Origin of the sequence: Dorea hominis (assembly GCF_014287705.1) — a bacterium.
GTDB lineage: Bacteria > Bacillota > Clostridia > Lachnospirales > Lachnospiraceae > Dorea_D > Dorea_D hominis.
Genome location: NZ_JACOOY010000001.1, coordinates 13,215 through 38,207 on the forward strand (window position 1 = coordinate 13,215; position 24,993 = coordinate 38,207).

Here is a 24,993-nt window from a genome sequence, read left to right on the forward strand (position 1 = left end):
TCATCTGCCTTTCTTTTTGTGTACGTTACGGATTGCTTTCTTTTTATACGGGCGCTTTCCGCCAGAAGCATTTCCACTACCAGATGTATTTCTGTGACCGGAATCATTTCCCCGCTCCGGCGCACGGCTCTTACTATAGGATGTTCCCTGATTCTTCCCACCGTGCCGTTTTGGACGCAGCAAACAGTGTTTATCATAACCTACCAGATCCATACGTCCCGCTTTCTTAAGCGCTTCCAGCACGATATCATAATTCTGCGGATTGCGATACTGGATCAAAGCACGCTGCATCGCCTTTTCGTGCGGATTCTTCGGAACATACACCGGTTTCATCGTCCTTGGATCCACACCTGTATAATACATACAGGTAGAAATCGTTGACGGTGTCGGATAAAAATCCTGTACCTGTTCCGGCATATACCCAAGGTCTCTCAGATATTCCGCAAGCTCAACAGCTTCTTTTAATGTCGATCCCGGATGGGAAGACATCAGATAGGGCACAAGGTACTGCTTCATACCAAGCTGTTCATTGATTTTTTTATATTTCTCAGTAAATTTCTGATAAACTTCATTCCGCGGCTTACCCATACAGGTAAGTACCGCATCTGAAACATGCTCCGGCGCTACCTTAAGCTGACCGCTCACATGATATTTACACAGCTCTTTAAAAAATGTATCATCCTTATCTGCAAGCACATAATCAAATCGGATTCCCGAACGGATAAAGACTTTTTTTACTTTTGGAATCTTCCGCAGTTTCCTGAGAAGCGATACATAATCTTTGTGATCCGCTTTAAGGTTCTTGCAAGGTGTCGGGAACAAACACTGCCTGTTCTTGCAGACTCCATATTTTAACTGTTTCTCACAGGATGGATGTCTGAAATCAGCCGTTGGTCCGCCCACATCATGGATATAACCTTTAAAATCCTTATCCTGTGTGATATGTTCTGCTTCTTCCAGCAGGGATTCATGACTTCTCGTCTGTATGATGCGTCCCTGATGGAACGTAAGCGCACAGAAATTGCAGCCGCCAAAACATCCTCTGTTGCTGATCAGGCTGAATTTGACTTCCGAAATAGCCGGGACGCCACCATCTTTCTCGTAAGACGGATGATAAGTCCGCATGTAAGGATAGCTATATGTCTCGTCCATCTCCTGTTGGGAAAGAGGCTTTGAAGGCGGATTCTGTACGATATACATATGTTCGCCGTACGGCTCTACCAGTCTCTTTCCGGTAAATGGATCTGTATTACAATACTGCGTATAAAAACTTCTGGCATAGTTGAGCTTGTCCGCTTTTAAATCCTCAAAAGCCGGCAGCATAACTGCATCATACACACTGTCCAGACTCTTTACTCTGCAGACTGTTCCATCAATAAAAGTAATATCTTTCACATCGATCCCACTGTCCAGAGCCTCAGCGATCTCGATGATCGAACGCTCTCCCATTCCATAAGAAATAAGATCTGCGCCGGAATCTAAGAGTACGGATCGTTTTAATTTATCTGACCAGTAATCATAATGCGCCATACGCCTGAGACTCGCTTCAATTCCCCCCAGAATGATCGGCGTCTTCTTATAGACCTGCCGGATCAGATTACTGTAAACGATTGTCGCATAATCCGGTCTTCTTCCCATTACGCCGCCCGGAGTAAAGGAATCTTTGCTTCTTCGTTTTTTTGATACAGAATAATGATTGACCATCGAATCCATATTGCCCGCAGACACAAGGAAACCAAGCCTTGGTTCTCCATATATCATTATACTGTTTTTATCTTTCCAGTCCGGCTGTGCAATGATCCCGACTTTGTAACCAAAAGCTTCCAGTTCTCTCGTAATAATTGCATGTCCGAAAGACGGATGATCTACGTAAGCATCACCGGAAATATATACAAAATCCACCTGCTCCCATCCACGGTCGATCATGTCTTGTCTGCAGATTGGCAAAAATTGCTGTTTCATTAATCGTTATACCTCTTATCTATCTCTTCTGAGATTCATGTTTTCTCATATTAATTACTAGTTATCTTACTAAATTATAGGATACTCTTCAATTCGCTGTCTGTAAGTTTCCGGTATTCTCCCGGAGCAAGCTCTTCATCCAGTACAAGTGCACCCATACGTTCCCGTTTCAGATAGACAACTTCCTTACCAACAGCCAGAAACATACGTTTTACCTGATGAAATTTCCCCTCCCGGATTGTCAGCCGGATACGTGAAACCGTGCCTTTTTCCAGAATCTTCAGTTCCGCAGGCATTGTCCACTCTGGTTCTTCCTGAGTACCAATATTGATTCTCTCTTTGAATACACGGACATCCTCCTCCGTCACGCCACCGCTGATCTTCGCATAATAGCACTTATCGACATGTTTTTTGGGCGATAACAGTCTATGTGCCAGTGCTCCATCATTTGTTATAAGAAGAAGCCCCTCTGTATCTTTATCCAGACGACCGACCGGAAATAAATCTTTACGTTTTTTCTCTTTTATGAGATCCAGAACTGTTTTATCTCTTTTGTCTTCTGTTGCAGATATCACACCAGCCGGCTTATTCAGCATATAATATTCAAATGTTTCATAAGCAACCGGTGCACCGTCAAACGTAATTTTATCTTCGTCTTCCCGGATCTTATATTCCGGCTTCTTTATAATATCTTCATTTATCTTCACGCGTCCCTGACGGATATATTTCTTTACTTCCTGGCGTGTACCGATACTCATATCTGCCAGATATTTATCCAGTCTGATCATTAGCAAAGCCTCCATCCCGGAAGATATTTATTTTTCAGCGTCTGTCCTGATAATTTACCAAATCCAAGCGGATAGCCGTCTACGCAAACCAGATACCAGCCTTTTTCCTTTGATCCAGTCATATCTTCTACATCCAGTGTCTCCCCTTTCAGATAACGTTTCACGCGCTCATCTGATACCGGGAAATCTAATACTTTTTTGTACTCGTCCTTTTTCAGGCACATGGCAAGCGCCTGACTTGGTTCAAACCGTTTTTTCTTAAGTTCGCCAAGCAACAGCCCTGTTCGCAGGAAACGAATGCCACATACATCCGGCAGATCTTCCGGCATGTAGTAAACCCGTTCTCCATGGACATCCAGCCTTGCTGCATCCAGTTCCCACGTAGTATCCTCAAGGAACACTTCCAGATCTTCCGGTAATTTCTTTTTGCTTTTCTTGCCAGGAAGCAGTTTCTTATCGGTTGCAGGGAGTGGCTTTCCTTTTCTCAGAAGTGCAAGGTAGTGTCCTTCCCCTTTCATCTTATGAGGAAAGATACGGACTGTTTTTGCAAATTCTTCAGACTTTGAAGCTGTAAGCTCCGGCATTCCTTTTTCAAATCCTTCGTAGCCTTTTATACCTAATATCTCAAATTCCGGATATTTTTTCAATAAATATTCAATTGTCCCTTCATTCTCCCTGCCATCAAAGGTACAGGTAGAATAGAGCAGCATGCCACCAGGTTTTAACATTCTCGCTGCCTGCGTAATAATACTTTTCTGGATATTAGCAAAAAATTCAGGGCCATGTTCTTCCCATGCCTTCACCATCTTTTTGTCCTTCCGGAACATACCTTCGCCGGAGCACGGTGCATCGATCAGAATTTTATCAAAATATTCCGCAAAATAATCTTCCAGCTTTCCAGGCTCTTCGCTCAGCACCAGAACATTGCCAATACCAAATACTTCTATATTTTTTAGCAATCCTTTTGCTCTGGAATTGCTGATATCATTGGCTATCAGAACCCCCTCTCCTTTTAGCTTTGCACCTAATTCTGTCGCCTTGCCACCCGGAGCTGCACAAACGTCCAGCACCTTATCGCCCGGTTCTACCGGCAGACGATTGGCAGGTGTCATGGCACTTGGTTCCTGAAGGTAATACAATCCAGCAAAATAATATGGGTGTCTGGATGGTGTTACCTTGTCTCCATCGTAATAAAACCCATTTTCAATCCACGGAATCGGCGTGATCTCAAATGGACAGATCTTCTTAAAATCTTCTACAGATATTTTATTTGTATTTACACGCAAGCCGTAATATCTCGGCTCATCATAGCAGGACAAATACTCCGGAAATTCATCTCCTAAAAGTGCCTGCATCTTTTCTTCAAATTTATCGGGCAGTTTCATGTCTTACCTTCCTTATGTTCTTTGCAAAATATACGCATAACATATCGCTGATTCATCATCCGTTTCGCAAATGCCTATACGCTTTTTTAGTATAACATATAACAATACTGATTGCAAAATCGGCACCGTCAAAAATGATATTTAAGCTTTTGTCGTTTGCATTTTTGTAAAATGTAATATGGATTTACACTGATTTCCATTCCTTTATCGTATTTATAAATTCCGACATGCAGATGTACTGGGAATTTTCCTGTTTTCCCCTCTTCCCCATAACCGGAATCCCCCATAAACCCAATCACCTCTCCCGCTATAACTGTATCCCCTCTTTTCTTATTGCCAAAGCTATGCAAATGTGCGTAGTAGTAATAAGTACCACTGTCAGAAGTTACGCCGATTCTATATCCGCCTTTTTCTGTCCACCCAAGATTCGTAATCGTCCCATCCGTCATACTTACAACCGGACACGTTCCCGCTTTACTGTTCGCAACCATAAGGTCGCAGCCTTCGTGTCCTCTTTTCCCACCATAAGTGCGTTCCAACATCCAGGAGTTTTCAAAAGTGATTTTAAATTTTGCATTATCTACCGGTTCGGGCAGTGGAAAATACACCACTTCTTTTTTTACCTGTTTCGTCCACCTGTGGTATTTTTGCAGGACATCTGTATTTTTGCTACTGGATTTTTCAAGTTTTTCCGACGCGAATCCCGCGCGTATTTCTTCAACAAGCATATTCTTTTCTATGCTTTTATTCGCGCTATTATCATAGGTGGTTTTAATTAGAACCACTATCAGCATTATCAAAATATACATTCCCACTTTTCGGCAGTTATTTCTTTTTGTTTTGAATCTTCGTTTCATTTCGCATTTATTATTAGTTCTTTTTAATACCACTATATGTATTTTAAGCATATCATTATGCCCTGGCGTATCATACAACATAATTCTTTATATAATCTTCTGTTATAGCGACTCTGCTTTCGATTAATGATTGAAAAAGCAAAACACAGGCACTACAGATCGTTATGATCCACAGTGCCCGTGTTTTATTTTTCTTATTCAATTATTAAACTTATTAAACTGCTAATTAAACATCCTTCAGCGTTCTGTATTATTACTCTTCAGATACTGCGTATTATTTTAATTTCGCAAGAATTGCTTTCAGATAATCCCATGTTCTCTCTGTAGAAGCAATATCCAGTTTTTCATTGAAAGAGTGTACATCCAGCATATCCGGTCCCATAGATACGCAATCCAATCCCGGACACTTATCCATGAAGAAACCACATTCCAGCCCACTGTGCGTAGCAAATACAACCGCTTTCTTTCCATACATATCTTCGTATATATCAGACATCAATTTCTGTAATTTAGATTCCGGATTGTACTGCCATGCCGGATACTCTCCGTTGATAACAGCTTCCGCTCCGACTGCTTTACAGCACCGTTCGATTTCTGCACGCATCTCCTGCTTCTTGGATTCGAAAGAGCTTCGCATCTGGTATCTTACTTTTACATGATCTTCATCCGTGCTGACAACACCCATATTCAGGGAAGTCTCTACAAGACCTTTCAGGGAACGGCTGAATTCAACCAATCCGTTTGGCGAAATTATAATATATGTAATAATATGATCTGTTGCTTCATCATCAAAAGCATCCATCGTTGTCTGACCTTTGACTTCTACATCCAGTTCCAATGTTGGTTCTTCACCGACAAATTCAGCTGTCCAGATTTCTCTCATCTGATCTGTACATTTTTTTACTTTCTCAATATCACTCTCAGCTACAAGTAAAACTGCCTCACAATTCCGAGCAATAACATTATCCTTGGATCCTCCATTGATGGATACCATATGGAATTTAACTTCTTTGGAAACGGCATCCAGAAGACGTCCCATCATCTTATTTGCATTACCGCGCTGTTTGTCAATCTCCATACCGGAGTGTCCCCCAAGCAGTCCGTGAACTTTCACCAACACCTCTGTTCCATCCATCTTTTCTCTGTGGAATGGAATTCTTGCTTCAATGTTAATTCCACCTGCACATCCAGTTGTCAGAATGCCTTCAATCTCAGAATCCACATTGATCAGTGTCTTGCCTTTTAAGTTACTGAAATCTAAAGCAATCGCACCATACATGCCTGTTTCTTCATCAATTGTAAAAACTGCTTCGATCGGTGGATGTGGAATATCGTCACTGTCTAATAATGCCATTGCCATCGCAACCGCAATACCATCATCAGCACCAAGCGTTGTATCTTTGGCTTTTACAAAACCATCTTCTACATAAAGCTCCAGTCCATCTTTTTTGAAATCATGTGTACTTCCCGGTCTCTTCTCGCAGACCATATCCAGATGTCCCTGAATGATCACCGGATCGCTGTTCTCATATCCTGCTGTTCCCGGTTTCTTGATAATTACATTGTTCGTGTCGTCCTGAATGTACTCAAGATTTCTTTCTTTTGCAAACTCAACGCAAAAGTCACTGATCTTCTTCGTATCAAATGTTCCCCTCGGAACTTTGCTGATTTCCTCAAAAAAGTGAAATACTTTCTTAGGTTCTAAATTTTCTAATACTGCCATTTTTCTTACCTCTCTTTTCGACAAATTCTATCTATATTATGGTATACAAATCATAAAAAATCAACTTAATTCATAAAATAAATTAAGAATCTTCTTACGAAAGTCTGAATTATGGATTGTTATTTTTTTATCGTAGTTACAATTATCATTTTTTTCCTGATGCTGTTTTTTCCGCAGACTGCGATCTGTGGGGCAAGCCTTGGTCTGATGCTCTGGTTTCAGACAGTCCTTCCTGTATTGCTGCCATTTTTAATACTGACAGCCCTGCTTTTAAAAAGCAACGGATTCTTCTTGATCTCCAGACTTGTCCGTCCCATACTCCGTCCTCTGTTCGGTATCTCCGACTATGGTTCTTTCGCACTGCTTGTCGGTTTCTTATGCGGCTATCCGATGGGAAGTAAAGTCACGGCTGATTTAAAAAGAGAAGGTAAAATCACAGTAAACGAAGCCTCTTATCTGCTTTCTTTCTGCAACCAGACAAGTCCAATGTTTCTGATCAGTTACATTTTCTACATTCATTTAAAGCGTCCGGATCTTCTGTTCCCCGGTATGCTCCTGATCGAGGGCGTTCCTATCCTTATGAGTATTCCGTTCCGCAAAATATACTGCCCCGCTGTCACATCCAGCGCTTCTTCTCCTTCACCTCATTTTACCTGGAATATGCTGGATGACTGCATCATGCAGTCTTTTGAGACAATCACAAAAATTGGCGGTTATATTATTATCTTTTCCGTTTTTCTGCAGTTTGGTAAAGAATTGCCATTTACACATCCGTTGTTGACCTTCCTATTTCTTCCTTCCCTTGAAATTACAAATGGTATTGCTTTAATCTGTAATTCGGGAGTTCCGACAGACCTGGCTTTTGTACTTGCAACCGGACTGGCTTCGTTTGGAGGCTGGTGTTCCGTGGCACAGACGTACAGCATGATCCGTGGAAGCGGTCTTTCTATTGGCGATTACATAGCAAAAAAGCTGATCATCACAGGGATAACCAGCTTGCTTGCTTACATATATATCTTTTGTTTTTAAAACAGGATCTATATTATATTCTGTTTTATACAGAAATTATTCCTTGTATTCAACATTCTCTGCCTCTTCATAGACCGGTTCTTCTACTTCCGGAATCTCTTCCGCCTCTTCGTAGACCGGTTCTTCTTGAACCATATTCTGATCCGGAACTTCTAATTCTTGACGATTGTTATGTACGCGGTCATAACACTCCTGCAGAGAATTGACAAGCCCATCATATTTTGTAGTGTAGCTGTCCAGTGTATGTCCAATAATGCTCTCTGCATTGGCAAGCAGATCATCAGTATAACGGATCGCTCCGATACGGATATCATTCGCATCTCTTGTCGCATTATCCAGAATCTCCTGTGCCTGGTCAGTTGCTGCGGTTACGATTTCATTTGCCTGGGCATATGCCTGCTGCATGATCTCGTGCTCACTGACAAGTTCATTCGTCTGAATGTGCGCTTCCTCGATCATATTGTCTGCTTTGTTCTGTGCATCAGCAAGGATTGCATCTTTATTTGCAATAATCTTCTGATAACGCTTGATCTCTTCCGGCGTACGCATACGCAGTTCACGAAGAAGCTCGTCCATCTGGTCTTTATTTACAATAATCTTCGTTGTAGATAACGGCTGAAATTTACAACTGTCGATATACTCCTCAATTTCTTCAATAATCTGCTCAATACGGCTGCTCATTATTCACACTCTCCTTTTTTCGTGATCTTCGATTTTATTTTCTCCTCAACATGTTCTGGAACAAATTGAGATATATCCCCTCCAAAAGCTGCCACTTCCTTTACTATCGTGGAACTGAGATAAGAATATTCCAGACTTGTTGTTAAAAACACTGTCTCAATATCCTCTGCCAGCTTGTGATTCGTCTGTGCCATCTGCAATTCATATTCAAAATCTGTCACAGCACGCAAGCCACGCACGACCATCTTCGCTGACATCTCTTTCGCAAAATCGATCAGAAGTCCTTCAAATGGTACAATCTTCACTCCCGGCAGTTCTTTTGTAACTTCTTTTAACATTTTAACACGTTCTTCTACGGAAAACAACGGGGTTTTTGCCTTATTATTCAGCACTCCGACAATGAGTTCGTCAACAAGTCCGCTTGCTCTTCTGATCACATCCAGATGTCCGTTCGTCACCGGATCAAAACTTCCCGGATAAATTGCTCTTAACATACCGTTCCTCCTGTTTTCTCCAAAAATACATGTTTATTTGTCTTATATAATTTCTCCTTGATAATCGAATAACCGAGTGCTTCTACATCGTCAAACGTTGTCTCTTTGGACGCTTCTACGATCAGCAGTGTATCTTCATCCACCAGATTTGAATCATTCAGACTCGCAAGTACTTGTTTCTCCAGATTATGGTTATACGGCGGATCCATGAAAATAATGCCAAACGCACTGGTTCCGCGAAGTCTTGCCAGTGCACTTAATACATCTGTTGCCACTACCTGTGCATTGGAATCCAGTTTTGTATATTTTAAATTCTCTTTGATACATGAAACTGCTTTCGGATTTTTCTCAACAAACACGGCTTCCTTCGCGCCACGGCTTAAAGCCTCGATTCCGATACCGCCGCTTCCGGCAAACAGATCCAGAAACCGGCAGTCATAAAGGCTCGGTGTAATCATATTAAATAATGTCTCTTTGATCCGGTCGGTTGTCGGACGTGTGTCCATTCCTTCAATCGTTTTCAGTTGTAATCTTTTGGCAGATCCTGCTATTACTCTCATAACATCCTCACTTGCTTCGCTTATTATATAGTTCTTCTATTAATATTTCTTCTTTCAGCAAAATATCTTTTTCCCGTTCATTATACGTATTTACTATATAAAAGTCAAATCGGCACACAGCATTTTCTGCCATGCGCCGATTTTTCTTTTCCTTATTTACCGGACATCTGTTTTTCCTGTTCTTCGATCATTTTCTTAACCATATAACCACCAACAGATCCGTTCTGTTTTGATGTCAGGTCTCCGTTGTACCCGTCTGATAATGGTACACCAAGTTCACTTGCTACCTCGTATTTGAATTTGTCTAATGCTCCTTTTGCCTCCGGTACGGCGGCTCTGTTTGATGAACGATTTGCCATTTTATACTCCTCCTTTTAATCTCTGTGTTGTTCTGTAACCTTTTGTAATATTTGTTTTGGTTACAATCCTAGTATATGGAGGAATTAAATTATTACACTAGAAGTTCTTTCATAATCTGGAATTTTTTTCAACCATTCCGGATATTCTTCTAAAATCCAGTCTGCCGCTTCATTTGCCATTTGCAAGATTGCCGCATCCTGATAAATATCTCCGATTTTAAAATCCATAAGACCGCTTTGACGGATGCCAAACAGATCACCCGGACCACGAAGCTTCAGATCTTCACTTGCAATTTTGAAACCATCGTTGGAATGATTCAGAATATCCAGTCTTTTTTTCGTCTCTTTTGCATCAGAACCGGTCATAAAAATGCAATAAGACTGATATGCACCTCTTCCGACACGTCCCCGGAGCTGATGGAGCTGGGCAAGCCCAAAACGTTCCGCGTTTTCAATCAGCATGACTGTCGCATTCGGCACATCGATTCCGACTTCAATTACCGTAGTGGATACAAGGATCTGAATCTGATTTTCTGCAAATTGCTGCATGATCTCATCTTTGTATACCTGTTTCATCTTTCCATGCAGGCAGCCCACCTGCACATCTGCGCCCATCTCATCCTGAAGCATCCTGCTGTAGTCCGTGACATTTTCTGCTTCCATGTTCTCACTCTCTTCGACCATCGGACAAATAACATAACACTGTCTTCCTTCTGCGATCTGTTTTTTCATAAACTGATAGGCAGTCTGCCTGTATCCGGTATCTACGACGCAGTTTTTGATCGGGATACGATTTGCCGGAAGCTCATCAATCACCGATATGTCCAGTTCACCGTATAAAATGATTGCAAGCGTGCGCGGAATCGGTGTCGCACTCATAACAAGCACATGCGGTGTACCGCCTTTCTGCGCGAAACTCTCTCTCTGCTTCACGCCAAAACGATGCTGTTCATCGGTCACAACAAGCGCCAGATTATCATAATTTACCGCATCCTGTATAAGCGCATGGGTTCCGATGATAATCTTCGCAAATCCGCACTCTATCCGGTCATAGGCACGCCGTTTTTCCTTTGCGGTCATGGAACCTGTCAGGAGCACTGCTTTCACTGGAATATCATAGGTTTCCAGCATATTACATATTGACGCGTAATGCTGTCTTGCAAGAACTTCTGTCGGAGCCATCATTGCGCCCTGGCATCCTGAAAGCGCTGTATTAAAAAGCGCCAGAACTGCAACGATCGTTTTTCCGGAACCGACATCCCCCTGCACCAGACGTGACATGGTCATCTCTCCCGCCATATCTGCTGCAATCTCTTTCCAGACTTTCTTCTGTGCATTTGTCAGTTTATATGGAAGCTTCGCTATAAATGCATCTATATCCGGGTGTACCGGGATCACATATTCATTTTCCAGTTTTTCATTCTTATCTTTTAATTTTCGGATTGCAAGAATAAACTGAAGAAATTCTTCAAATACAAGACGCTTTCTTGCATGCATGAAAACAGCTTTGTCCTCTGGAAAATGAATTCCCCGGACCGCATAATTGTACTCTGCAAGTTCATAACGCATACGCAGTTCCTTCGGCAGACGTTCTCTGGTCAGATCCATCCCGTCAAGCGCCTGATGCATTGCTTTCATAATGGCATGATTGGAAAGTCCGGCTGTCAGACCATAGATTGGCTGCAGCGTATTTTTTTTCCCGTCATACTGTTCCGGCGGATAAAAGACCTCCGGATGTTCCATGACAAGTTCGTTTCGTTTTCGCACAATCTTACCGCGGAGCGTAACTGCACCGCCTTTTTGAAATGTATTACGAAGATACGGCATCCGGAACCAGATAACCTTAAGCGTTCCGGTCAGATCTTTCACATGCATCGTCGTCACCTGCAGACTGCGGTTCCCGGATACCTGCACGCGGCCAAAAATCATGCCGTTTACTGTCACTACCTGCCCTTCTCTTACATCGCTTATCGACACCGGCTCTTCATATATATCATAGCCTCTCGGATAATAACGGATCATATCTCCTACCGTAGAAATACCAATCTTCGCAAACAGTTTTTCTGTTTTCTCTCCGATTCCTTTTAATTCTTTAATACTTGTTTCTTTGATCATAACTGCTCCTGCGTAGTAACATCAATAACAAAAAGGGGACCGCTTAAAGTCCCCTTTTATCCTGCTTTTTTTCTATTCAACTGCCAATACGTAATAATAGATCGGCTGTCCACCAAACTGCGCATCAACGTCTACATCCGGATATTTCTCCGTCACTTTCTCTGTAAATGCATCTGCATCTTCTTCTGATACATCAGCTCCATAATACAGGCTGATCAGTGCTGAATCATCATCTACAAGCTGCTCCAGCATATCCAGCGCTGTTGCCTCCACTTCCGTTCCAACAGAAAGGATTCCGCTGTCACCGATTCCCATGATATCTCCTTCATGGATCTCTTTCTCATCAATCTTCGTATCACGGACTGCATATGTGATCTGTCCGGTCTTAACATTCTTAATCTCTTCCAGCATCGTCTCTTCGTTGCTCTTCGCATCTGCGTCCGGCACAAAATTGATCAGTGCTGTGATTCCCTGTGGTACTGTCTTTGTCGGAATTACAATGATCTCTTTATCTTCCACAAGCGCTTTTGCCTGATTTGCAGCAAGGACAATATTCTTATTGTTCGGAAGGATAAATACACTGTCTGCATTCACTGCATCAATTGCCTTGAGCATATCTTCCGTACTCGGATTCATTGTCTGACCGCCTTCGATAATATAATCAGCTCCAAGTTCTTTGAAAATGGAATTCAGTCCTTCACCAATTGATACCGTAATAAATCCCATTGGTTTTCTAGGCTCTTTGGCCTTCTCTTCTTCCTGTGCTGCCGCAAGTTTCTCGGCATCACGGATCAGTTTTTCCTGATGCTCCTCGCGCATATTGTCAATTTTCATGCGGGAGAGCTGTCCGTATGTCAACGCTCTCTGAATCGCAAGTCCCGGATCATTTGTATGCACATGGATCTTCACAACATCGTCATCTGCAACACATACGATAGAATCGCCGATGGATGACAGATATGCTTTAAAATCATGTTCATCTGCTTCTGTAAATTCTTTCTCTGTAAGGATAATGAACTCTGTACAATATCCGAACTTGATATCTGCCGTATCTTCTGCATTCACTTTCGTTACAGTCACACCGCCGGCAGGCTGGATCGCACTGTAATCTACTTCTTTTCCAAGGAATGCATCATATGCTCCTGAAATCACTTCCAGAAGTCCCTGTCCGCCGGAATCTACAACGCCGGCTTCTTTAAGAACCGGAAGCATCTCCGGAGTCTTTGCAAGCACTTCTTTTGCATGTTCGATCACTGCCGGGATGAACTCTTCGAGATCATCTGTCTCCTGTGCCAGCTCAGAAGCCTTCTCAGCAATACCGCTGGCAACTGTAAGAATTGTTCCTTCCTTCGGCTTCATAACTGCTTTATAAGCTGTATCACGCGCTCTTGTGCATGCTGCCGCAAGTGCGATCACGTCAATCTCTTTCTCTTCGCGGATTGACTTGGTAAATCCTCTTAAAAGCTGTGACAGGATAACACCGGAGTTACCTCTTGCGCCACGCAGGGAACCGGATGAGATTGCTTTTGCAAGCTCTTTCATACCCGGATTCTCAAGTGCTGTTACTTCCTTTGCTGCAGACATAATTGTCAGTGACATGTTCGTTCCTGTGTCTCCATCCGGAACCGGAAAAACATTCAGCTCATTGATAAATTCTTTCTTTGCCTCTATATTCTGTGCACCTGCAAGAAACATCTTTGCAAGCATGTCCACATTAATTGTCTTTGTAGCCACTTCTTATGTTCCTCCTTAACTAATCGATGACTCTTACACCTTCGATATAGATATTGATCTTATCAACCGGCATACCTGAAAATTCTTCTACTTTATACTGTACATTGCTGATCAGGTTCTCTGTTACTGCAGAGATACTGACACCATATGCGACGATCGCATGAAAATCAAGACTGATGTGATTGTCATCAGAAATGTGAACCTGAATACCACGTGTCAGGCTCTCTCTTTTAAGCAAATGTACAAAACCATCCTTCATATTAACAGCAGCCATACCAACGATACCAAAGCATTCTACTGCAACGGTTCCGGCATATTTTGCAATAACCTCAGGATCAATTGTAATAATTCCAAGATCTGTACTAACGCATCCCTTCATACTGCAACCTCCACTTCTTCTATTTATCATTTTAAGTATAGTCTAATCTTCTATATTATACCCTGTTTGCTCATTTATTACAAGTCACGCATAGCAGACAGCGCCTGTTCTGTCATAAAAATGTAATTTTTTGTCATATAAAAAACTCAGATTCCAAATCGAACCTGAGTTTTTAATTCCAATCACATTCTTGATTAAGCACGTTCAACTTTGCCTGATTTTAAGCAAGAAGTACAAACATACATTTTCTTTGTAGCTCCGCCTTCTGTCTTAACACGAACTGATTTTACGTTTGATTTCCACATCTTTGGTGATCTTCTATGTGAGTGACTTACATTGTTACCAAAGTGAGCACCCTTTTCACAAATAGCACATTTAGCCATGACTGCACCTCCTAACGCTCATAATAAGTCTGTTCTCCAGACTCGCAACATTGACATTGTAACAGACTTGTTATCTAATTGCAAGTATTTTTTATAAAAATGTAATCTTAAGATGAAAATATGTTTTCAAGGCGGCAAAAGTGTTCTCTCCTGTCTGCACCGCCTGCTAGCAGCAGAACAGATTATACCCTGCCAGTATACATAAAATAATACAGATCACTTCTATAAAAGCATTCGGTAAGATCATAGACAGAATAAGCCCGACAGCAACCCAGAACAAAGCAAATCCGATTACTTTCTTCATAATTCTCACTGCCTTTATCAATTCTTTTCATATTATTTTATGCAAATTTGCCGGAAAACATTACAAAGTTCTCTGCCTGGTTATTCCTCGTCAAGAATATCCATAACATCTTTCTCCGTCATCTTGTCATCTTTATCGCCGGTAAACTTGTCGATGGCATCCGGAATCATATCCAGGATCTTCGTCATCGTATCCTGATTCTTGATATTTACAAGTTTTGTTTTACCATTCTGGATCACAAGCACCGCACACGGAGACATCTTACCGCCGACACCTCCTGCCCCTTTTTCCTTCTTATCGCCGCTGAATGCGCCGGCTCCGATACCAAAAGAGACATCTACAAGTGGAAGAATGATCGTATCTCCGATGTGAATTGCATCTCCGACAACTGTCTTTGATGAAACAACACTATCCATTCCCCGGAACAATGCTTCTACTGTTCCTTTAAAATTATTGTCTGCCATATTATTTCCTCCTGACTTTATCTTTCATAATTTTTTATATCCCGATAGGTCGTTCTGATATTCCGGTTCCAGAACAATACCCATGCAAGTCTCGCAAGATGATTTAACCGTAAGTTTCCTTTGCAGAGAAGGCTTCCTCCAAATACTGCCTGTTCAAAATCCGGATGCACTTCAAATGCCGAGCCGAAGAGCGGATAAAATACACTTAATACAGCCAGCACTTCACCGGTATAAGCCGGATCTTCAAATCCAAATCTTATCTTTCCTTCCAGCTTCTTTGGTTTCCACGCTTTCAGAAAACGGAAAAGCTCTTTTTTAACTTTTTCAAATGCAGCTTTATGCGTCTCGTCCCGAAGAAAGGACATCAATTGCTCTTTCTTATCCACAACTGTCTGTTTCTGCTCACGCATCTTATCGCGCGTTCTCTTTATCTTCTTTACAATCCTCTGAATATAAGATTCTTTTTTATCCGGATTCTTCCGTTTAGATTTTTTCTTTTCAGTTTTTTCAGGATCTTCTGAAATTTGTCCAGATTTTTCTTTATCTTCTTCACACTGTACCGTCTGCGGAAGTTTCTTAACATCTTGTGCTTTTTCAGCCACCTGTAATTCTTCTTCCACTTCTGGCTCTTCATACGCTTCAACAGACCTCTTTTTTTCTGGCTCTTCATGCGTTTCATCAGTTTCTTCCACTGCTGTATCCGGTTCTTCGTTAACAGACCGTTCTTTTTCGTCATCTTTCTCATCGGCTTTCTCCTCCTTTATTTCTGCGCTTCGCTTCTTTGCAGATCTTCGTTTCCAGAACACAATCCGTAATTTCCATATCAGATGGCTATCCTTATACAGCAGATCGATTCTGAACAAATGTAAAAGCCACGTTATGCACACCTTTCCTTTCAAGCTGTCTGTAGTCCCTCTGCATACGCCCTGTGCTTTGTAACGAACAGGAACAAACAGCAGGATTAGAATCAGCAATAGCAGTATTCCCAGTATCACTGCGATTATGATTCCTATTATTTTCAAGATCAACAACAATATATGTAGCATCTTAACCTTCCCGTTCTTTTTCTAAAATATAGGAACGGATATCCGCACCTTTGGTTTCATTATACACTTCCTGTGTGATTCCTTCCACTATTTCCAGCGCATCCTCAAAATCTTTTGTAAGGCCCACGACAAGCGGCAGCTCCTCCGGATAATTTTTCTGCCTGCGGATACATGCCGGGAAAATATCCAGCTGGTTCTGATCTGTCGATGCAAGTGTGATCAGATAAACTCCGGGTAATAATTTCCCGTTTTTCAGTTTTTTAATCAGATTTTCTTTTTTCTTCTGCAGGCCTTCCGGCACATATAAATATTTATAAATATGCATATGCCGCCCTCTTTCTTTAATAATAGGCATCAAAAACTTTCCTTGCCACATTGACTGCTTTCGCATTACCGTCTGCTGCTTCGATTACAACGCTGACAACAAGATCCGGATCATCCACGTTCGACATACCGATAAACCAGGAGTGGTCTTTGTTCTTATCCGAACTGTACTCTGCTGTTCCGGTCTTTCCTGCTGTTGTATAACTTGTTCCGCTCATTGCTGATGCTGCTGTTCCGTATTTTGTTACACTGGACATATAATCCTTTAACATGGAAGCTTCTTTCGCTGTCATCAGTTCTGCATATTTTTCCGGTTTCGTCGAGCTTATCACAGCGCCTTTGTAATTTGTCACAGAATCCACAAGGTACGGCTTCATCAATGTTCCGCCATTTGCAATTGCCGAAGTAATGAGTGCCATATGATATGGACTTACCTGTGTCTTTCCCTGTCCGATCGCTGTCATCATACGTTCCGCGATTCCTGCCTGGTCACTTAATGCAAAATGACTTTCTTTATAAGAAATATTCCCCGGAAGTTTTGAATCAAACAGCAGCTTCTTTGTAGTCTTCTTAAAATCCGGGATCTTCAGTCCCTGTCCGATATTACTGAAAGAGGTATTGCAGGAATAAGCAAGGCTGTCTCTGAAACTTACCTGTCCGTGCACTTTTCCGCCAAAGCAGTGGATCGTATTCGATCCAGCTTCGATCTGTCCCTGGCACACATAAGAATAATCATCCGGATTGCCATGTTCTCTTAAATACTCCAGTGCTGTTACCACTTTAAATGTAGATCCCGGCGGATACTGTCCCTGTGTTGCACGGTTTAACAGCCTTGCCGATGAATCCGTATTGAGTGTCTGCCATTTGTCTTCCACTGTCTCCGGATTGAAGTCCGGCTTTGATACCATGGCAAGAACTTTTCCTGTCTTCGGATCCATGGCAACAACCGCACCCTTTCGGTCTCCCAGCGCATCATACGCTGCTCTCTGTAATTTCACATCCAGTGTTGTGACAACATTGTCTCCCGGATTCTTCTTATCCTGAAATTCATTCGTTAGCTTCTCCAAAAAAAATGCATTTGACGACAGAAGTTCGGAATTCATTCTGGATTCCAGACCGTATTTCCCTTTTGCCGTATACCCGACTACATGGGCAAATTCTCTTCCATACGGATATTCCCTCGTCTCGCTTCCATCTGCGGAAGTTGTCGTCTGAGCAAGTACTTTCCCTCTTTTGTCCAGAATCTTACCTCTTGTAACACGTTTGGCAAGCGTATCTGATCTCCGGTTGTACGGACTGCTTATGAAATCTTTACTTTTTACAACATTAAAATAGGATATATATCCCATCATGACTAAGAAAAGTGTGACAAAAACATATGTTACTCTAGCGAACTCTTTGTTGCGGGCGCGTTTGCGCTTTGCGCGGCGCTTTTCTTCCCTGCGGGCGCGCCTGCGGTCTCTGGCGGTCATATGCCGGCGTTCTTCTCTGCGGCGCATGTTCCTGTCTGCTTCTCTTTGCTCGTAACCGTTCCTTCTTCTTTCTTTCAATGTCCTCTTCCTCGTCTTCTCTTAAAATATAAAGTCCCTGAATAATCGCAAACATGATCACTGTACTGAACAGTGAACTACCACCATAGCTGACCAGAGGAATGGTCACACCGGTGGATGGAATAAACTTGGTCACACCTCCGATGGCAAGAAACACCTGGAAAATATAACAGGTTCCAAGCCCCAGCGCTACCAGCTTGTAAAATCCGTTGTGAAGCTGCATTGCAATATTTAAAAACATAATATAACAGCTCACACAGATCAGTATCATACAAAGTCCGTAGATCAGTCCCATCTCTTCACCGATCGCTGCAAAAATGAAATCGGATACTGCAACCGGGATCGTATTCGGCACTCCCTCAAATAAACCAAGTCCGAACCAACTTCCGGTGCCGATTGCAAATAAAGACTGTGCTACCTGCTGTCCGCCGTTCGCGTATACAGCAAGCGGATCTTTCCATACGATGACACGCACACGCACATGGTTGAACAGATAATATGCCGCCACGGACGCCAGACTCCCGGCACCCAGTCCGGCAAATATATACAGAGGCTGTCTCGTTGCCACATAGAGCATAACGAGATATACAACAAATATGATGAGTGCCGCACCAAGGTCTTTGGATACAACCAGGATCAGCACATGGAATGCCGCCAGCGCTGTCGTGATCACAATATTCTTAAATTCCAGTGACAGCTTAAAACTGGAGGCAACAAAGAATACAAAAACAATCTTCACAAGCTCTGACGGCTGGATATTTGCAACCTTTGTTGAAAAGCTAAGCTTTGCACCTCCGGTAACTCCACCCCAGATAACAACTGCCGCCAGCGAAAAGATACCGATTACTGCGTAAAATTTTCTCCATTCTGCCAGAAACTTGAATTTCCGGATGATCACCGGTACAACCAGACTGCATGCAATACCTGCCGCCGCGATCATAAACTGCTTGATCGCGTAAGAATAATTCAGCCTCGTCAGCATGATAAATCCAATGCATAACAGCATACACATATTATTGACGACCAGTCTGGACACCTTTGGATATAACAATGTGTACAAAATGATCGTAGCTCCAAACAATACTACCTGCATCAGATAAAACGCCAGCATTTTGATGTCATCCGTCTGTAAATACATCACTGCAAATGCGATCGCATGCATCAGAAACATTAATATATTCTGTCGGCGCAGAAGATAACGTTTTCTGTCCGGGTCCTGATAACCAAATATGCTGAAACATAAGAATGTGTACATAATGATCAGCAGAATCATCACATATTTGGATAGTTGTACGATTATATTTACCAAACTCTCACCTACTTCACTCCTCGTTTAAAATGTCCTTTTGTATAGGAGGCTTCCGGAAGCTGTGCATTTCTTCCCCGTAAAAATACATCTCCATATACATTTATAATATCCCGCGTTTCTTTTCCGGATTCCATCGTGAAATCCAGCCGCAGTGCCGATGGCTGTAAATTCCGGATCTCTTTATGCTGTTTCATAAGCATAAGCGGAACCGGGTTATAAATAATATTATAGCAGAAACTGCACTCATTCCTTACCGGAAATCTGTTCTGATAACGGTCCGTCAAATATAAAAGTGACGGCTTTCTCTCACAGCTCCTCGTATTCTTCTGTATACAGTTTGCCGTGATCATCACCGGCTGGTATCCGTAAATACTCAGCATACCGCCCAAAAGACCGCAGTCTTTTAATTCTCTGCCATTGAGTTCAACAGATGCCGTAAACCGGGAAATGCCTTCCTGCTTCAGAAAAGCTTTTCCACTGTGGTTAAATACATACATATTGTAATCTGTCAGAATCTCATCCGTGTAATTTTTCTCTTTCAACCATGCAAGGCTCTCGAAATTGCGGATCATCACGCCATCAAAACTCTTCTTAAGTTCTGCATAGTACTGTTCAAACAGCTTAACTGCACGTTTCCGGAAAATATATGGCATAGCAAGATATAGTTTCTGATCATCAGAGAGCTTCTCTCTGAGATTTTTCCATTCTTTCGCCTCACAAAGTGTACTTTCTGCCAGGATCACTGCAACATCTTCTCTGCCTGCTGCGGCTTCAAACTGTTCCGGTGTGCATACGCGCACTGTAAATCTCTCATCCGCCGGAACATTATTATATTCGTGGCAGATCTCATCCTGTCTCTCAAAAAATGTTTCAACACATTCCGACGACTCTGAAGTTCTGCGATATGGTTCTAATAATTTTTCTTCTAATAATCCCAGACTTTCCCGTCGCAGTTCATTGATTGCCTGCATTGGTAGAAAAATACTGCCTTCCGTATGGATTTCCAACTCATCAAATGTAAATGGCGTCTGACCTGTCTTGCGCATCTGCTTATCAATACGCTTCTCATCTAACGGCTGCTTCAGTGCTTTCTGCACTTCAGCGCCTTCACAAGAAACAGATACCTCCCGACAGCATAAGTCTATTTTAGCACGACTTCCTTCGGAAAGTGTGAAGACTCCCTTAATTTTTTCTTGCTTTTTTGAAAATTCCGGAAGCGTCTCTGCCTGTTCTTCTCCTTTTGGCCGTTTTAGTGATAACATCGATCTGCCATTTTCGCATTGATAATAACCCTTCATATAGCCTCTTCTTCTGTAGGCATTCTCCAGAGTTTTAAGATCTTCCGGCTTCACACGGAAACCATCGCGCCCTTTCTGCAAATAAAGATTCACGTATTTGCGGTACATCCGTACAACCGTATAGACATATTCCGGCTGCTTCATCCTGCCTTCAATCTTAAAAGAGTCAATTCCAGCTTCGATCAGATCCGGGATCATCTCTATTGTGCACAGATCCTTAAGGCTCATCAGATCCTGCGGTTTCTTTCCCTCTACGGAATATGGAAGACGGCACGGCTGTGCACACTGTCCCCGGTTACCACTTCTTCCGCCAATCATACTGCTCATCAGACACTGGCCAGAATAACAGTAACACATTGCACCGTGAACAAAGCATTCCATCTCCAGACCTGTTCGTTCTTTCATCCGACGCACTTCCTCAAGACTGATCTCTCTTGCCGGAACAATACGCGTTGCACCCTTTCTGCCGAAAAATTCTGCTCCGTACTCGCCTGTCACTGTCATCTGCGTGCTGACATGCACCGGCAGATCCGGAAAAACCTCACGGATAAACGAAAAAACACCCAAATCCTGAACAATTACGGCATCCAGCCCTTGACGGTAATATGGCAACAGATACTCATACAATTCTGCAAGTTCATAATCCTTCAGCAGCGTATTCACCGTCATATAAATCTTCCTCTGCTGTAAATGTACCTCATCAATGGCACGCAGATACTGCTCTTCATCCAGATTGCCTGCATATGCCCTTGCGCCAAAACGCATCCCGCCGGCATAAATCGCATCCGCTCCGGCGGCAAGTGCCGCAGTCAGACTTTCATAGGAACCTGCCGGTGCCAGTATCTCTATATGATTGTGCCTATTCTCCGCCTCTCTGTTCATCCAACTACTCCTTGTTCTATAATATCTGCCCTGCCAGATACTTCACATCTCATCTGAATATCTCTGGCAGCGAAGTTTCCTTTTAAACAAATAAATTGTGTCCTGGCATATTTCCGCACCGAGCGCGTTACTGAGCGCCTGCGACGCTCGTTTAGCAACGACCGGAGTGAAACGTAGACAGTTTACAACAATCTACCTCTTCGTGCGAGTGCGCATCCCGCCGGAGATTTTTCATGTAACAGAAAATGCAATTTCCTGTTACATGAAAAAGGCTGTCACTCGACAGCCCTTACTTATTTTTATTCTCTGTCTCCAACTGAACGATCTTAAGCTGAAGTTCTTTGTTCTCTTCTTTTAACTTATCCATCGCTTTCTCAGCATTCTCAAGCTTGATCTGCACGGATATCAAGTCATGTTTCAGTTCGTACATGTCCTTGTCTTTCTCCTCGATATCGTTTTCCAGTGAAGTCCCCTGCTTCTTTGCTTTGAAATAATCATCCGCAATATTAAGTGCCAGAAGGATACTTCTTGTCTCAGCGTTCTGCTTGCGATATCCGTCGCTTGCTCCGAGCTCGTCCAGTTTATGATTCAGATAAGTAGATACTTTCTGCAGATAGTCTTCGCTCTCAAATCCGCTCAGTGTAAATACCTTTCCTCCGATTAATACTTCTGTAAAATTCTTTGATGATGCCATAAATGCCTCCCGCATACATTCATAATCTTTTTACCATTATAAACTAATCTGTGCAAAAAACCAACCTTTTTTTCATCTGCTGATTTTTCTGCCGATTTTTCAGACTTCCATATTCATCTCAATGCCAAGATGTATATATGCTTTTTCTGTGACAATTCTTCCCTTCGGAGTACGCTGGATAAATCCATTTTTCAGCAGATACGGTTCGTATACATCCTCGATCGTTCCTGCATCTTCTCCGACAGAAGCTGCCAGTGTGTCCAGCCCTACCGGGCCTCCGGCAAATTTATTCACAATCGTAAGCAAAAGTTCCCTGTCTGTCTGATCAAGACCTTCTTTATCTACATCCAGAAGATCCAGTGCATAGTCTGCAACTTCCTTTGTGATATCTCCGTCATACTTTACCTGTGCAAAATCCCGCACACGCTTTAACAGACGGTTTGCCAGTCTCGGTGTTCCTCTGGAACGTCTCGCCAGCGCCAGAGCGCCCGCTTCATCGATTCCTACTTCCAGTACTCTCGCTGAACGCTTGATGATCGTCACCAGTTCCTCAGTTGTATAATATTCCATCCGGTGTACAACTCCGAAACGGTCCCGGAGCGGCGCTGTCAGCATACCTGCTCTCGTCGTTGCACCTACCAGTGTGAATTTTGGAAGATCCAACCGAATAGATCTTGCAGTTGCGCCCTTTCCGATCATGATATCAATCGCATAATCTTCCATCGCAGGATAAAGTACTTCTTCTACCTGCCGATTCAGCCGATGGATCTCATCTACAAAAAGAACATCCTTCTCCTGCAGATTATTTAAAATTGCTGCCATCTCACCCGGTTTTTCAATTGCCGGTCCGGATGTGATCTTAATATTCACGCCCATCTCATTGGCAATGATCCCGGCAAGTGTTGTCTTTCCAAGTCCCGGCGGACCATAAAACAGGACATGATCCAGTGCATCTCCTCGCTCTCTCGCCGCACGGATATATACATTCAACATCTCCTTCGCCTTTGCCTGTCCGATATAATCGTCCAGAAGCTGCGGGCGGAGATTGTTCTCGATCTTCGCATCTTCTTCCAGATTCTCTGTTGTTATGATTCTTCTGCTCATCTTTATCGATCCTTTACAGCATCTGTTTCAAAGCCTGTTTTAATACAGCTTCGACATCCATTGCTTCTGTTATTTCTATTTTCTTCACAGCTCTTAAAGCCTCTGTACTGCTGTAGCCAAGTGCTGTCAGCGCCTGAACAGCTTCGCTCTGGACTCCGGACGGATCTCCGTAAGAAATATCCCCGGCGTCTCCGGTCATCGTATGCTCTAACGCATCCTCAAGGCTTAGCTTGTCCTTAAGCTCTAAAATGACCTTTTCTGCTGTCTTCTTGCCGATTCCCGGTGCCGCGCAGATTGCTTTCACATCACCGGATAATACTGCAAAACGCAGATCATCCGGGCTTAATACAGACAGTACTGCCTGACCGCCTTTTGGTCCGATCCCGTTCACACCGATCAACAACTTGAATACCTGCAGATCATCTCTTGTCAGGAATCCAAATAACTGCATCGCGTCTTCTTTTACATTAAGATAAGTATAAATACGCACCTCATTGCCGACCGGCGGCAGCTGGCTGATCGACTCTACCGGCATGAAAATACCATAGCCGACGCCACCGACATCTACGATCACGCGATCTGCTTCCACAACCGCAAGTTCACCTCTGATATATTGAATCATCTGTTCCTCCATTTACCTAAAACTGTATATTCACAAGCCTCTTAAGCATCATCTCCGCAACAATGCCGATCACAAGTCCGGTAAGCAGCCCTGCTACCAGAAGTACCGGAAAATAATAAGTAACGCTGAATGTCTCTACCACAACAGCCGCAACAATAAGCTGTCCGATATTGTGGAAGACGCCGCCTGCAATACTGATTCCCTGCAAGCTGAATCCTCCCCACTTCTTAAGAAGCGCCATTACAGTCAGACTTAAAAGTCCTCCGGCAAGGCTGTATATAATACTGAAATAATTTCCAAAAATAAATCCTGCCAGCAATACACGCACGACAGAAAGAAGATACGCCTCTGAAAGGCGCATCTTATATAAGGCAACAACAATGATCAGATTCGCAAGTCCAAGTTTCACACCGGGAATCCCGAGGTTGACCGGAATCAATGTCTCTACATAACTAAAAATCAATGCCAATGCCGTAAACACTCCAAAATATGCTACTCTGCTCTTCACGTACTCCTTATCTTCCTTCCTGATACAATACCTTAATTTGATACAGCATCAAATTCACTGTTCTCACTGCTCTCAACTTCAACAACTACTTTATTCGGAAGACAGATAATGCTCTCATTGTTTTTTGAAATTGCTTTCTGGTTCACGCAGAGTTGATCCGGGCAGTCTGCCTCTTTCATCTTCGCTCTGTTATTTTTGATCACAAGTGTATTCGTTCCACCATTGATGGAAATCTCCTGATCCTCTCCAAGAGAATAGGTTCCCTCAATCTTCCCGTCTACTTTCACCACAACGCAATTCGCGCCTTTGGCGCCAAGAAGGTTATGGAGAAAAAAGGCAAGACCCGCTACAACAATGATAATCGCAATTAAAACCCAGTCTTTTTTCTTCAAATGCATCTTTTCTTTCATATACACCGTTCCTCTCTGCGTTACATTCT

At 42.8% G+C, this 24,993-nt stretch carries 26 protein-coding genes; 1 reads left to right on the forward strand and 25 read right to left on the reverse strand.

Features of this window, described 5'->3' with window-relative positions:
• From H8S07_RS00080 to H8S07_RS00100, 5 genes are all read right to left on the reverse strand, one after another.
• Positions 1-1,962, reverse strand: coding sequence for a YgiQ family radical SAM protein (locus H8S07_RS00080; protein ID WP_186855188.1), 1,962 nt, complete (start codon positions 1,960-1,962; stop codon positions 1-3).
• Positions 1,963-2,036: 74 nt separating this feature from the next.
• Positions 2,037-2,750, reverse strand: coding sequence for a pseudouridine synthase (locus H8S07_RS00085; RefSeq protein ID WP_118519373.1), 714 nt, complete (start codon positions 2,748-2,750; stop codon positions 2,037-2,039).
• Positions 2,750-4,135, reverse strand: coding sequence for an RsmF rRNA methyltransferase first C-terminal domain-containing protein (locus tag H8S07_RS00090; protein WP_021860465.1), 1,386 nt, complete (start codon positions 4,133-4,135; stop codon positions 2,750-2,752). The genes H8S07_RS00085 and H8S07_RS00090 overlap by 1 nt, the downstream gene beginning before the upstream one ends.
• A 128-nt stretch (positions 4,136-4,263) precedes the next feature.
• A complete protein-coding gene (locus H8S07_RS00095) occupies positions 4,264-4,863 on the reverse strand; it encodes a M23 family metallopeptidase (RefSeq protein ID WP_243060347.1) in 600 nt (199 codons plus the stop codon).
• Between the two features lie 403 nt (positions 4,864-5,266).
• Positions 5,267-6,715, reverse strand: coding sequence for an aminoacyl-histidine dipeptidase (locus H8S07_RS00100; RefSeq protein WP_021860467.1), 1,449 nt, complete (start codon positions 6,713-6,715; stop codon positions 5,267-5,269).
• 111 nt (positions 6,716-6,826) lie between these two features.
• Here H8S07_RS00100 and H8S07_RS00105 point away from each other — a divergent pair, with 111 nt between their 5' ends.
• On the forward strand, positions 6,827-7,744 hold the full coding sequence (locus H8S07_RS00105) for a nucleoside recognition domain-containing protein (RefSeq protein WP_021860468.1): 918 nt from the start codon (positions 6,827-6,829) through the stop codon (positions 7,742-7,744).
• Positions 7,745-7,780: 36 nt separating this feature from the next.
• Here the strand turns inward: H8S07_RS00105 and H8S07_RS00110 are convergent, their stop codons facing one another.
• The 20 genes from H8S07_RS00110 to H8S07_RS00205 form a co-directional block, all read right to left on the reverse strand.
• Positions 7,781-8,425, reverse strand: a complete 645-nt coding sequence (locus tag H8S07_RS00110) for a hypothetical protein (protein WP_021860469.1) — start codon at positions 8,423-8,425, stop codon at positions 7,781-7,783.
• The gene (coaD, locus tag H8S07_RS00115; RefSeq protein WP_021860470.1) at positions 8,425-8,919 is read right to left on the reverse strand and encodes a pantetheine-phosphate adenylyltransferase; all 495 of its coding nucleotides are present in this window, start codon (positions 8,917-8,919) and stop codon (positions 8,425-8,427) included. Before coaD ends, H8S07_RS00110 begins: the two co-directional genes overlap by 1 nt.
• Positions 8,913-9,479 (reverse strand): 16S rRNA (guanine(966)-N(2))-methyltransferase RsmD, encoded by a 567-nt coding sequence (gene rsmD / locus H8S07_RS00120; RefSeq protein ID WP_021860471.1) that lies wholly within the window; start codon positions 9,477-9,479, stop codon positions 8,913-8,915. Before rsmD ends, coaD begins: the two co-directional genes overlap by 7 nt.
• A 152-nt stretch (positions 9,480-9,631) precedes the next feature.
• Positions 9,632-9,838: an alpha/beta-type small acid-soluble spore protein gene (locus H8S07_RS00125; protein WP_021860472.1), complete on the reverse strand. Its 207-nt coding sequence runs from the start codon at positions 9,836-9,838 to the stop codon at positions 9,632-9,634.
• An 84-nt stretch (positions 9,839-9,922) separates the two neighbouring features.
• A complete protein-coding gene (recG, locus tag H8S07_RS00130) occupies positions 9,923-11,953 on the reverse strand; it encodes an ATP-dependent DNA helicase RecG (protein ID WP_186855189.1) in 2,031 nt (676 codons plus the stop codon).
• 72 nt (positions 11,954-12,025) lie between these two features.
• Positions 12,026-13,687, reverse strand: a complete 1,662-nt coding sequence (locus H8S07_RS00135) for a DAK2 domain-containing protein (protein ID WP_117537187.1) — start codon at positions 13,685-13,687, stop codon at positions 12,026-12,028.
• Positions 13,688-13,706: 19 nt separating this feature from the next.
• Positions 13,707-14,066: an Asp23/Gls24 family envelope stress response protein gene (locus tag H8S07_RS00140; RefSeq protein WP_021860475.1), complete on the reverse strand. Its 360-nt coding sequence runs from the start codon at positions 14,064-14,066 to the stop codon at positions 13,707-13,709.
• Between the two features lie 194 nt (positions 14,067-14,260).
• Positions 14,261-14,449, reverse strand: a complete 189-nt coding sequence (gene rpmB / locus H8S07_RS00145) for a 50S ribosomal protein L28 (RefSeq protein WP_021860476.1) — start codon at positions 14,447-14,449, stop codon at positions 14,261-14,263.
• A gap of 166 nt (positions 14,450-14,615) precedes the next feature.
• A complete protein-coding gene (locus H8S07_RS00150; RefSeq protein WP_186855190.1) occupies positions 14,616-14,753 on the reverse strand; it encodes a hypothetical protein in 138 nt (45 codons plus the stop codon).
• Between the two features lie 80 nt (positions 14,754-14,833).
• Positions 14,834-15,217 carry a GerW family sporulation protein gene (locus H8S07_RS00155; protein ID WP_021860477.1) on the reverse strand — a complete coding sequence of 128 codons (384 nt, stop codon included), beginning with the start codon at positions 15,215-15,217 and terminating at the stop codon, positions 14,834-14,836.
• 17 nt (positions 15,218-15,234) lie between these two features.
• Positions 15,235-16,263, reverse strand: a complete 1,029-nt coding sequence (locus tag H8S07_RS00160) for a DUF2953 domain-containing protein (protein WP_186855191.1) — start codon at positions 16,261-16,263, stop codon at positions 15,235-15,237.
• 1 nt (position 16,264) lies between these two features.
• The gene (locus H8S07_RS00165; RefSeq protein ID WP_021860479.1) at positions 16,265-16,588 is read right to left on the reverse strand and encodes a hypothetical protein; all 324 of its coding nucleotides are present in this window, start codon (positions 16,586-16,588) and stop codon (positions 16,265-16,267) included.
• A gap of 16 nt (positions 16,589-16,604) precedes the next feature.
• Positions 16,605-17,936 carry a peptidoglycan D,D-transpeptidase FtsI family protein gene (locus tag H8S07_RS00170; protein ID WP_186855282.1) on the reverse strand — a complete coding sequence of 444 codons (1,332 nt, stop codon included), beginning with the start codon at positions 17,934-17,936 and terminating at the stop codon, positions 16,605-16,607.
• A 37-nt stretch (positions 17,937-17,973) separates the two neighbouring features.
• Positions 17,974-19,446: an FtsW/RodA/SpoVE family cell cycle protein gene (locus H8S07_RS00175; protein WP_117537185.1), complete on the reverse strand. Its 1,473-nt coding sequence runs from the start codon at positions 19,444-19,446 to the stop codon at positions 17,974-17,976.
• Between the two features lie 8 nt (positions 19,447-19,454).
• A complete protein-coding gene (locus tag H8S07_RS00180) occupies positions 19,455-21,626 on the reverse strand; it encodes a peptidase U32 family protein (protein WP_186855192.1) in 2,172 nt (723 codons plus the stop codon).
• Positions 21,627-21,915: 289 nt separating this feature from the next.
• On the reverse strand, positions 21,916-22,320 hold the full coding sequence (zapA, locus tag H8S07_RS00185; RefSeq protein ID WP_021860483.1) for a cell division protein ZapA: 405 nt from the start codon (positions 22,318-22,320) through the stop codon (positions 21,916-21,918).
• A 99-nt stretch (positions 22,321-22,419) separates the two neighbouring features.
• Complete coding sequence (gene ruvB, locus H8S07_RS00190) at positions 22,420-23,424, reverse strand: Holliday junction branch migration DNA helicase RuvB (RefSeq protein WP_117537183.1); 1,005 nt, start codon at positions 23,422-23,424, stop codon at positions 22,420-22,422.
• Between the two features lie 13 nt (positions 23,425-23,437).
• Entirely contained in the window at positions 23,438-24,046 is a 609-nt protein-coding gene (gene ruvA, locus H8S07_RS00195) for a Holliday junction branch migration protein RuvA (protein ID WP_186855193.1), read from the reverse strand.
• A 16-nt stretch (positions 24,047-24,062) separates the two neighbouring features.
• Positions 24,063-24,554, reverse strand: coding sequence for a Gx transporter family protein (locus tag H8S07_RS00200; protein WP_118287862.1), 492 nt, complete (start codon positions 24,552-24,554; stop codon positions 24,063-24,065).
• Between the two features lie 32 nt (positions 24,555-24,586).
• Entirely contained in the window at positions 24,587-24,964 is a 378-nt protein-coding gene (locus H8S07_RS00205) for a NusG domain II-containing protein (RefSeq protein WP_021860487.1), read from the reverse strand.
• Between the last annotated feature and the right edge of the window lie 29 nt (positions 24,965-24,993).

Excerpts from the sequence above, each read along its gene's own strand:
- H8S07_RS00180 (WP_186855192.1), bottom strand. The coding sequence starts at position 21,626 with ATGAACAGAGAGGCGGAGAATAGGCACAATCATATAGAGATACTGGCA.
- H8S07_RS00090 (WP_021860465.1), bottom strand. The coding sequence starts at position 4,135 with ATGAAACTGCCCGATAAATTTGAAGAAAAGATGCAGGCACTTTTAGGA.
- zapA (WP_021860483.1), bottom strand. The coding sequence starts at position 22,320 with ATGGCATCATCAAAGAATTTTACAGAAGTATTAATCGGAGGAAAGGTA.
- H8S07_RS00165 (WP_021860479.1), bottom strand. The coding sequence starts at position 16,588 with ATGCATATTTATAAATATTTATATGTGCCGGAAGGCCTGCAGAAGAAA.
- H8S07_RS00085 (WP_118519373.1), bottom strand. The coding sequence starts at position 2,750 with ATGATCAGACTGGATAAATATCTGGCAGATATGAGTATCGGTACACGC.
- H8S07_RS00100 (WP_021860467.1), bottom strand. The coding sequence starts at position 6,715 with ATGGCAGTATTAGAAAATTTAGAACCTAAGAAAGTATTTCACTTTTTT.
- H8S07_RS00110 (WP_021860469.1), bottom strand. The coding sequence starts at position 8,425 with ATGAGCAGCCGTATTGAGCAGATTATTGAAGAAATTGAGGAGTATATC.
- H8S07_RS00105 (WP_021860468.1), top strand. The coding sequence starts at position 6,827 with ATGGATTGTTATTTTTTTATCGTAGTTACAATTATCATTTTTTTCCTG.
- H8S07_RS00140 (WP_021860475.1), bottom strand. The coding sequence starts at position 14,066 with ATGAAGGGATGCGTTAGTACAGATCTTGGAATTATTACAATTGATCCT.
- ruvB (WP_117537183.1), bottom strand. The coding sequence starts at position 23,424 with ATGAGCAGAAGAATCATAACAACAGAGAATCTGGAAGAAGATGCGAAG.
- H8S07_RS00170 (WP_186855282.1), bottom strand. The coding sequence starts at position 17,936 with ATGGGATATATATCCTATTTTAATGTTGTAAAAAGTAAAGATTTCATA.
- rpmB (WP_021860476.1), bottom strand. The coding sequence starts at position 14,449 with ATGGCTAAATGTGCTATTTGTGAAAAGGGTGCTCACTTTGGTAACAAT.
- H8S07_RS00095 (WP_243060347.1), bottom strand. The coding sequence starts at position 4,863 with ATGCTTGTTGAAGAAATACGCGCGGGATTCGCGTCGGAAAAACTTGAA.
- H8S07_RS00160 (WP_186855191.1), bottom strand. The coding sequence starts at position 16,263 with ATGCTACATATATTGTTGTTGATCTTGAAAATAATAGGAATCATAATC.
- coaD (WP_021860470.1), bottom strand. The coding sequence starts at position 8,919 with ATGTTAAGAGCAATTTATCCGGGAAGTTTTGATCCGGTGACGAACGGA.
- H8S07_RS00150 (WP_186855190.1), bottom strand. The coding sequence starts at position 14,753 with ATGAAGAAAGTAATCGGATTTGCTTTGTTCTGGGTTGCTGTCGGGCTT.
- rsmD (WP_021860471.1), bottom strand. The coding sequence starts at position 9,479 with ATGAGAGTAATAGCAGGATCTGCCAAAAGATTACAACTGAAAACGATT.
- ruvA (WP_186855193.1), bottom strand. The coding sequence starts at position 24,046 with ATGATTCAATATATCAGAGGTGAACTTGCGGTTGTGGAAGCAGATCGC.
- H8S07_RS00080 (WP_186855188.1), bottom strand. The coding sequence starts at position 1,962 with ATGAAACAGCAATTTTTGCCAATCTGCAGACAAGACATGATCGACCGT.
- H8S07_RS00205 (WP_021860487.1), bottom strand. The coding sequence starts at position 24,964 with ATGAAAGAAAAGATGCATTTGAAGAAAAAAGACTGGGTTTTAATTGCG.
- H8S07_RS00155 (WP_021860477.1), bottom strand. The coding sequence starts at position 15,217 with ATGGCAGACAATAATTTTAAAGGAACAGTAGAAGCATTGTTCCGGGGA.
- recG (WP_186855189.1), bottom strand. The coding sequence starts at position 11,953 with ATGATCAAAGAAACAAGTATTAAAGAATTAAAAGGAATCGGAGAGAAA.
- H8S07_RS00125 (WP_021860472.1), bottom strand. The coding sequence starts at position 9,838 with ATGGCAAATCGTTCATCAAACAGAGCCGCCGTACCGGAGGCAAAAGGA.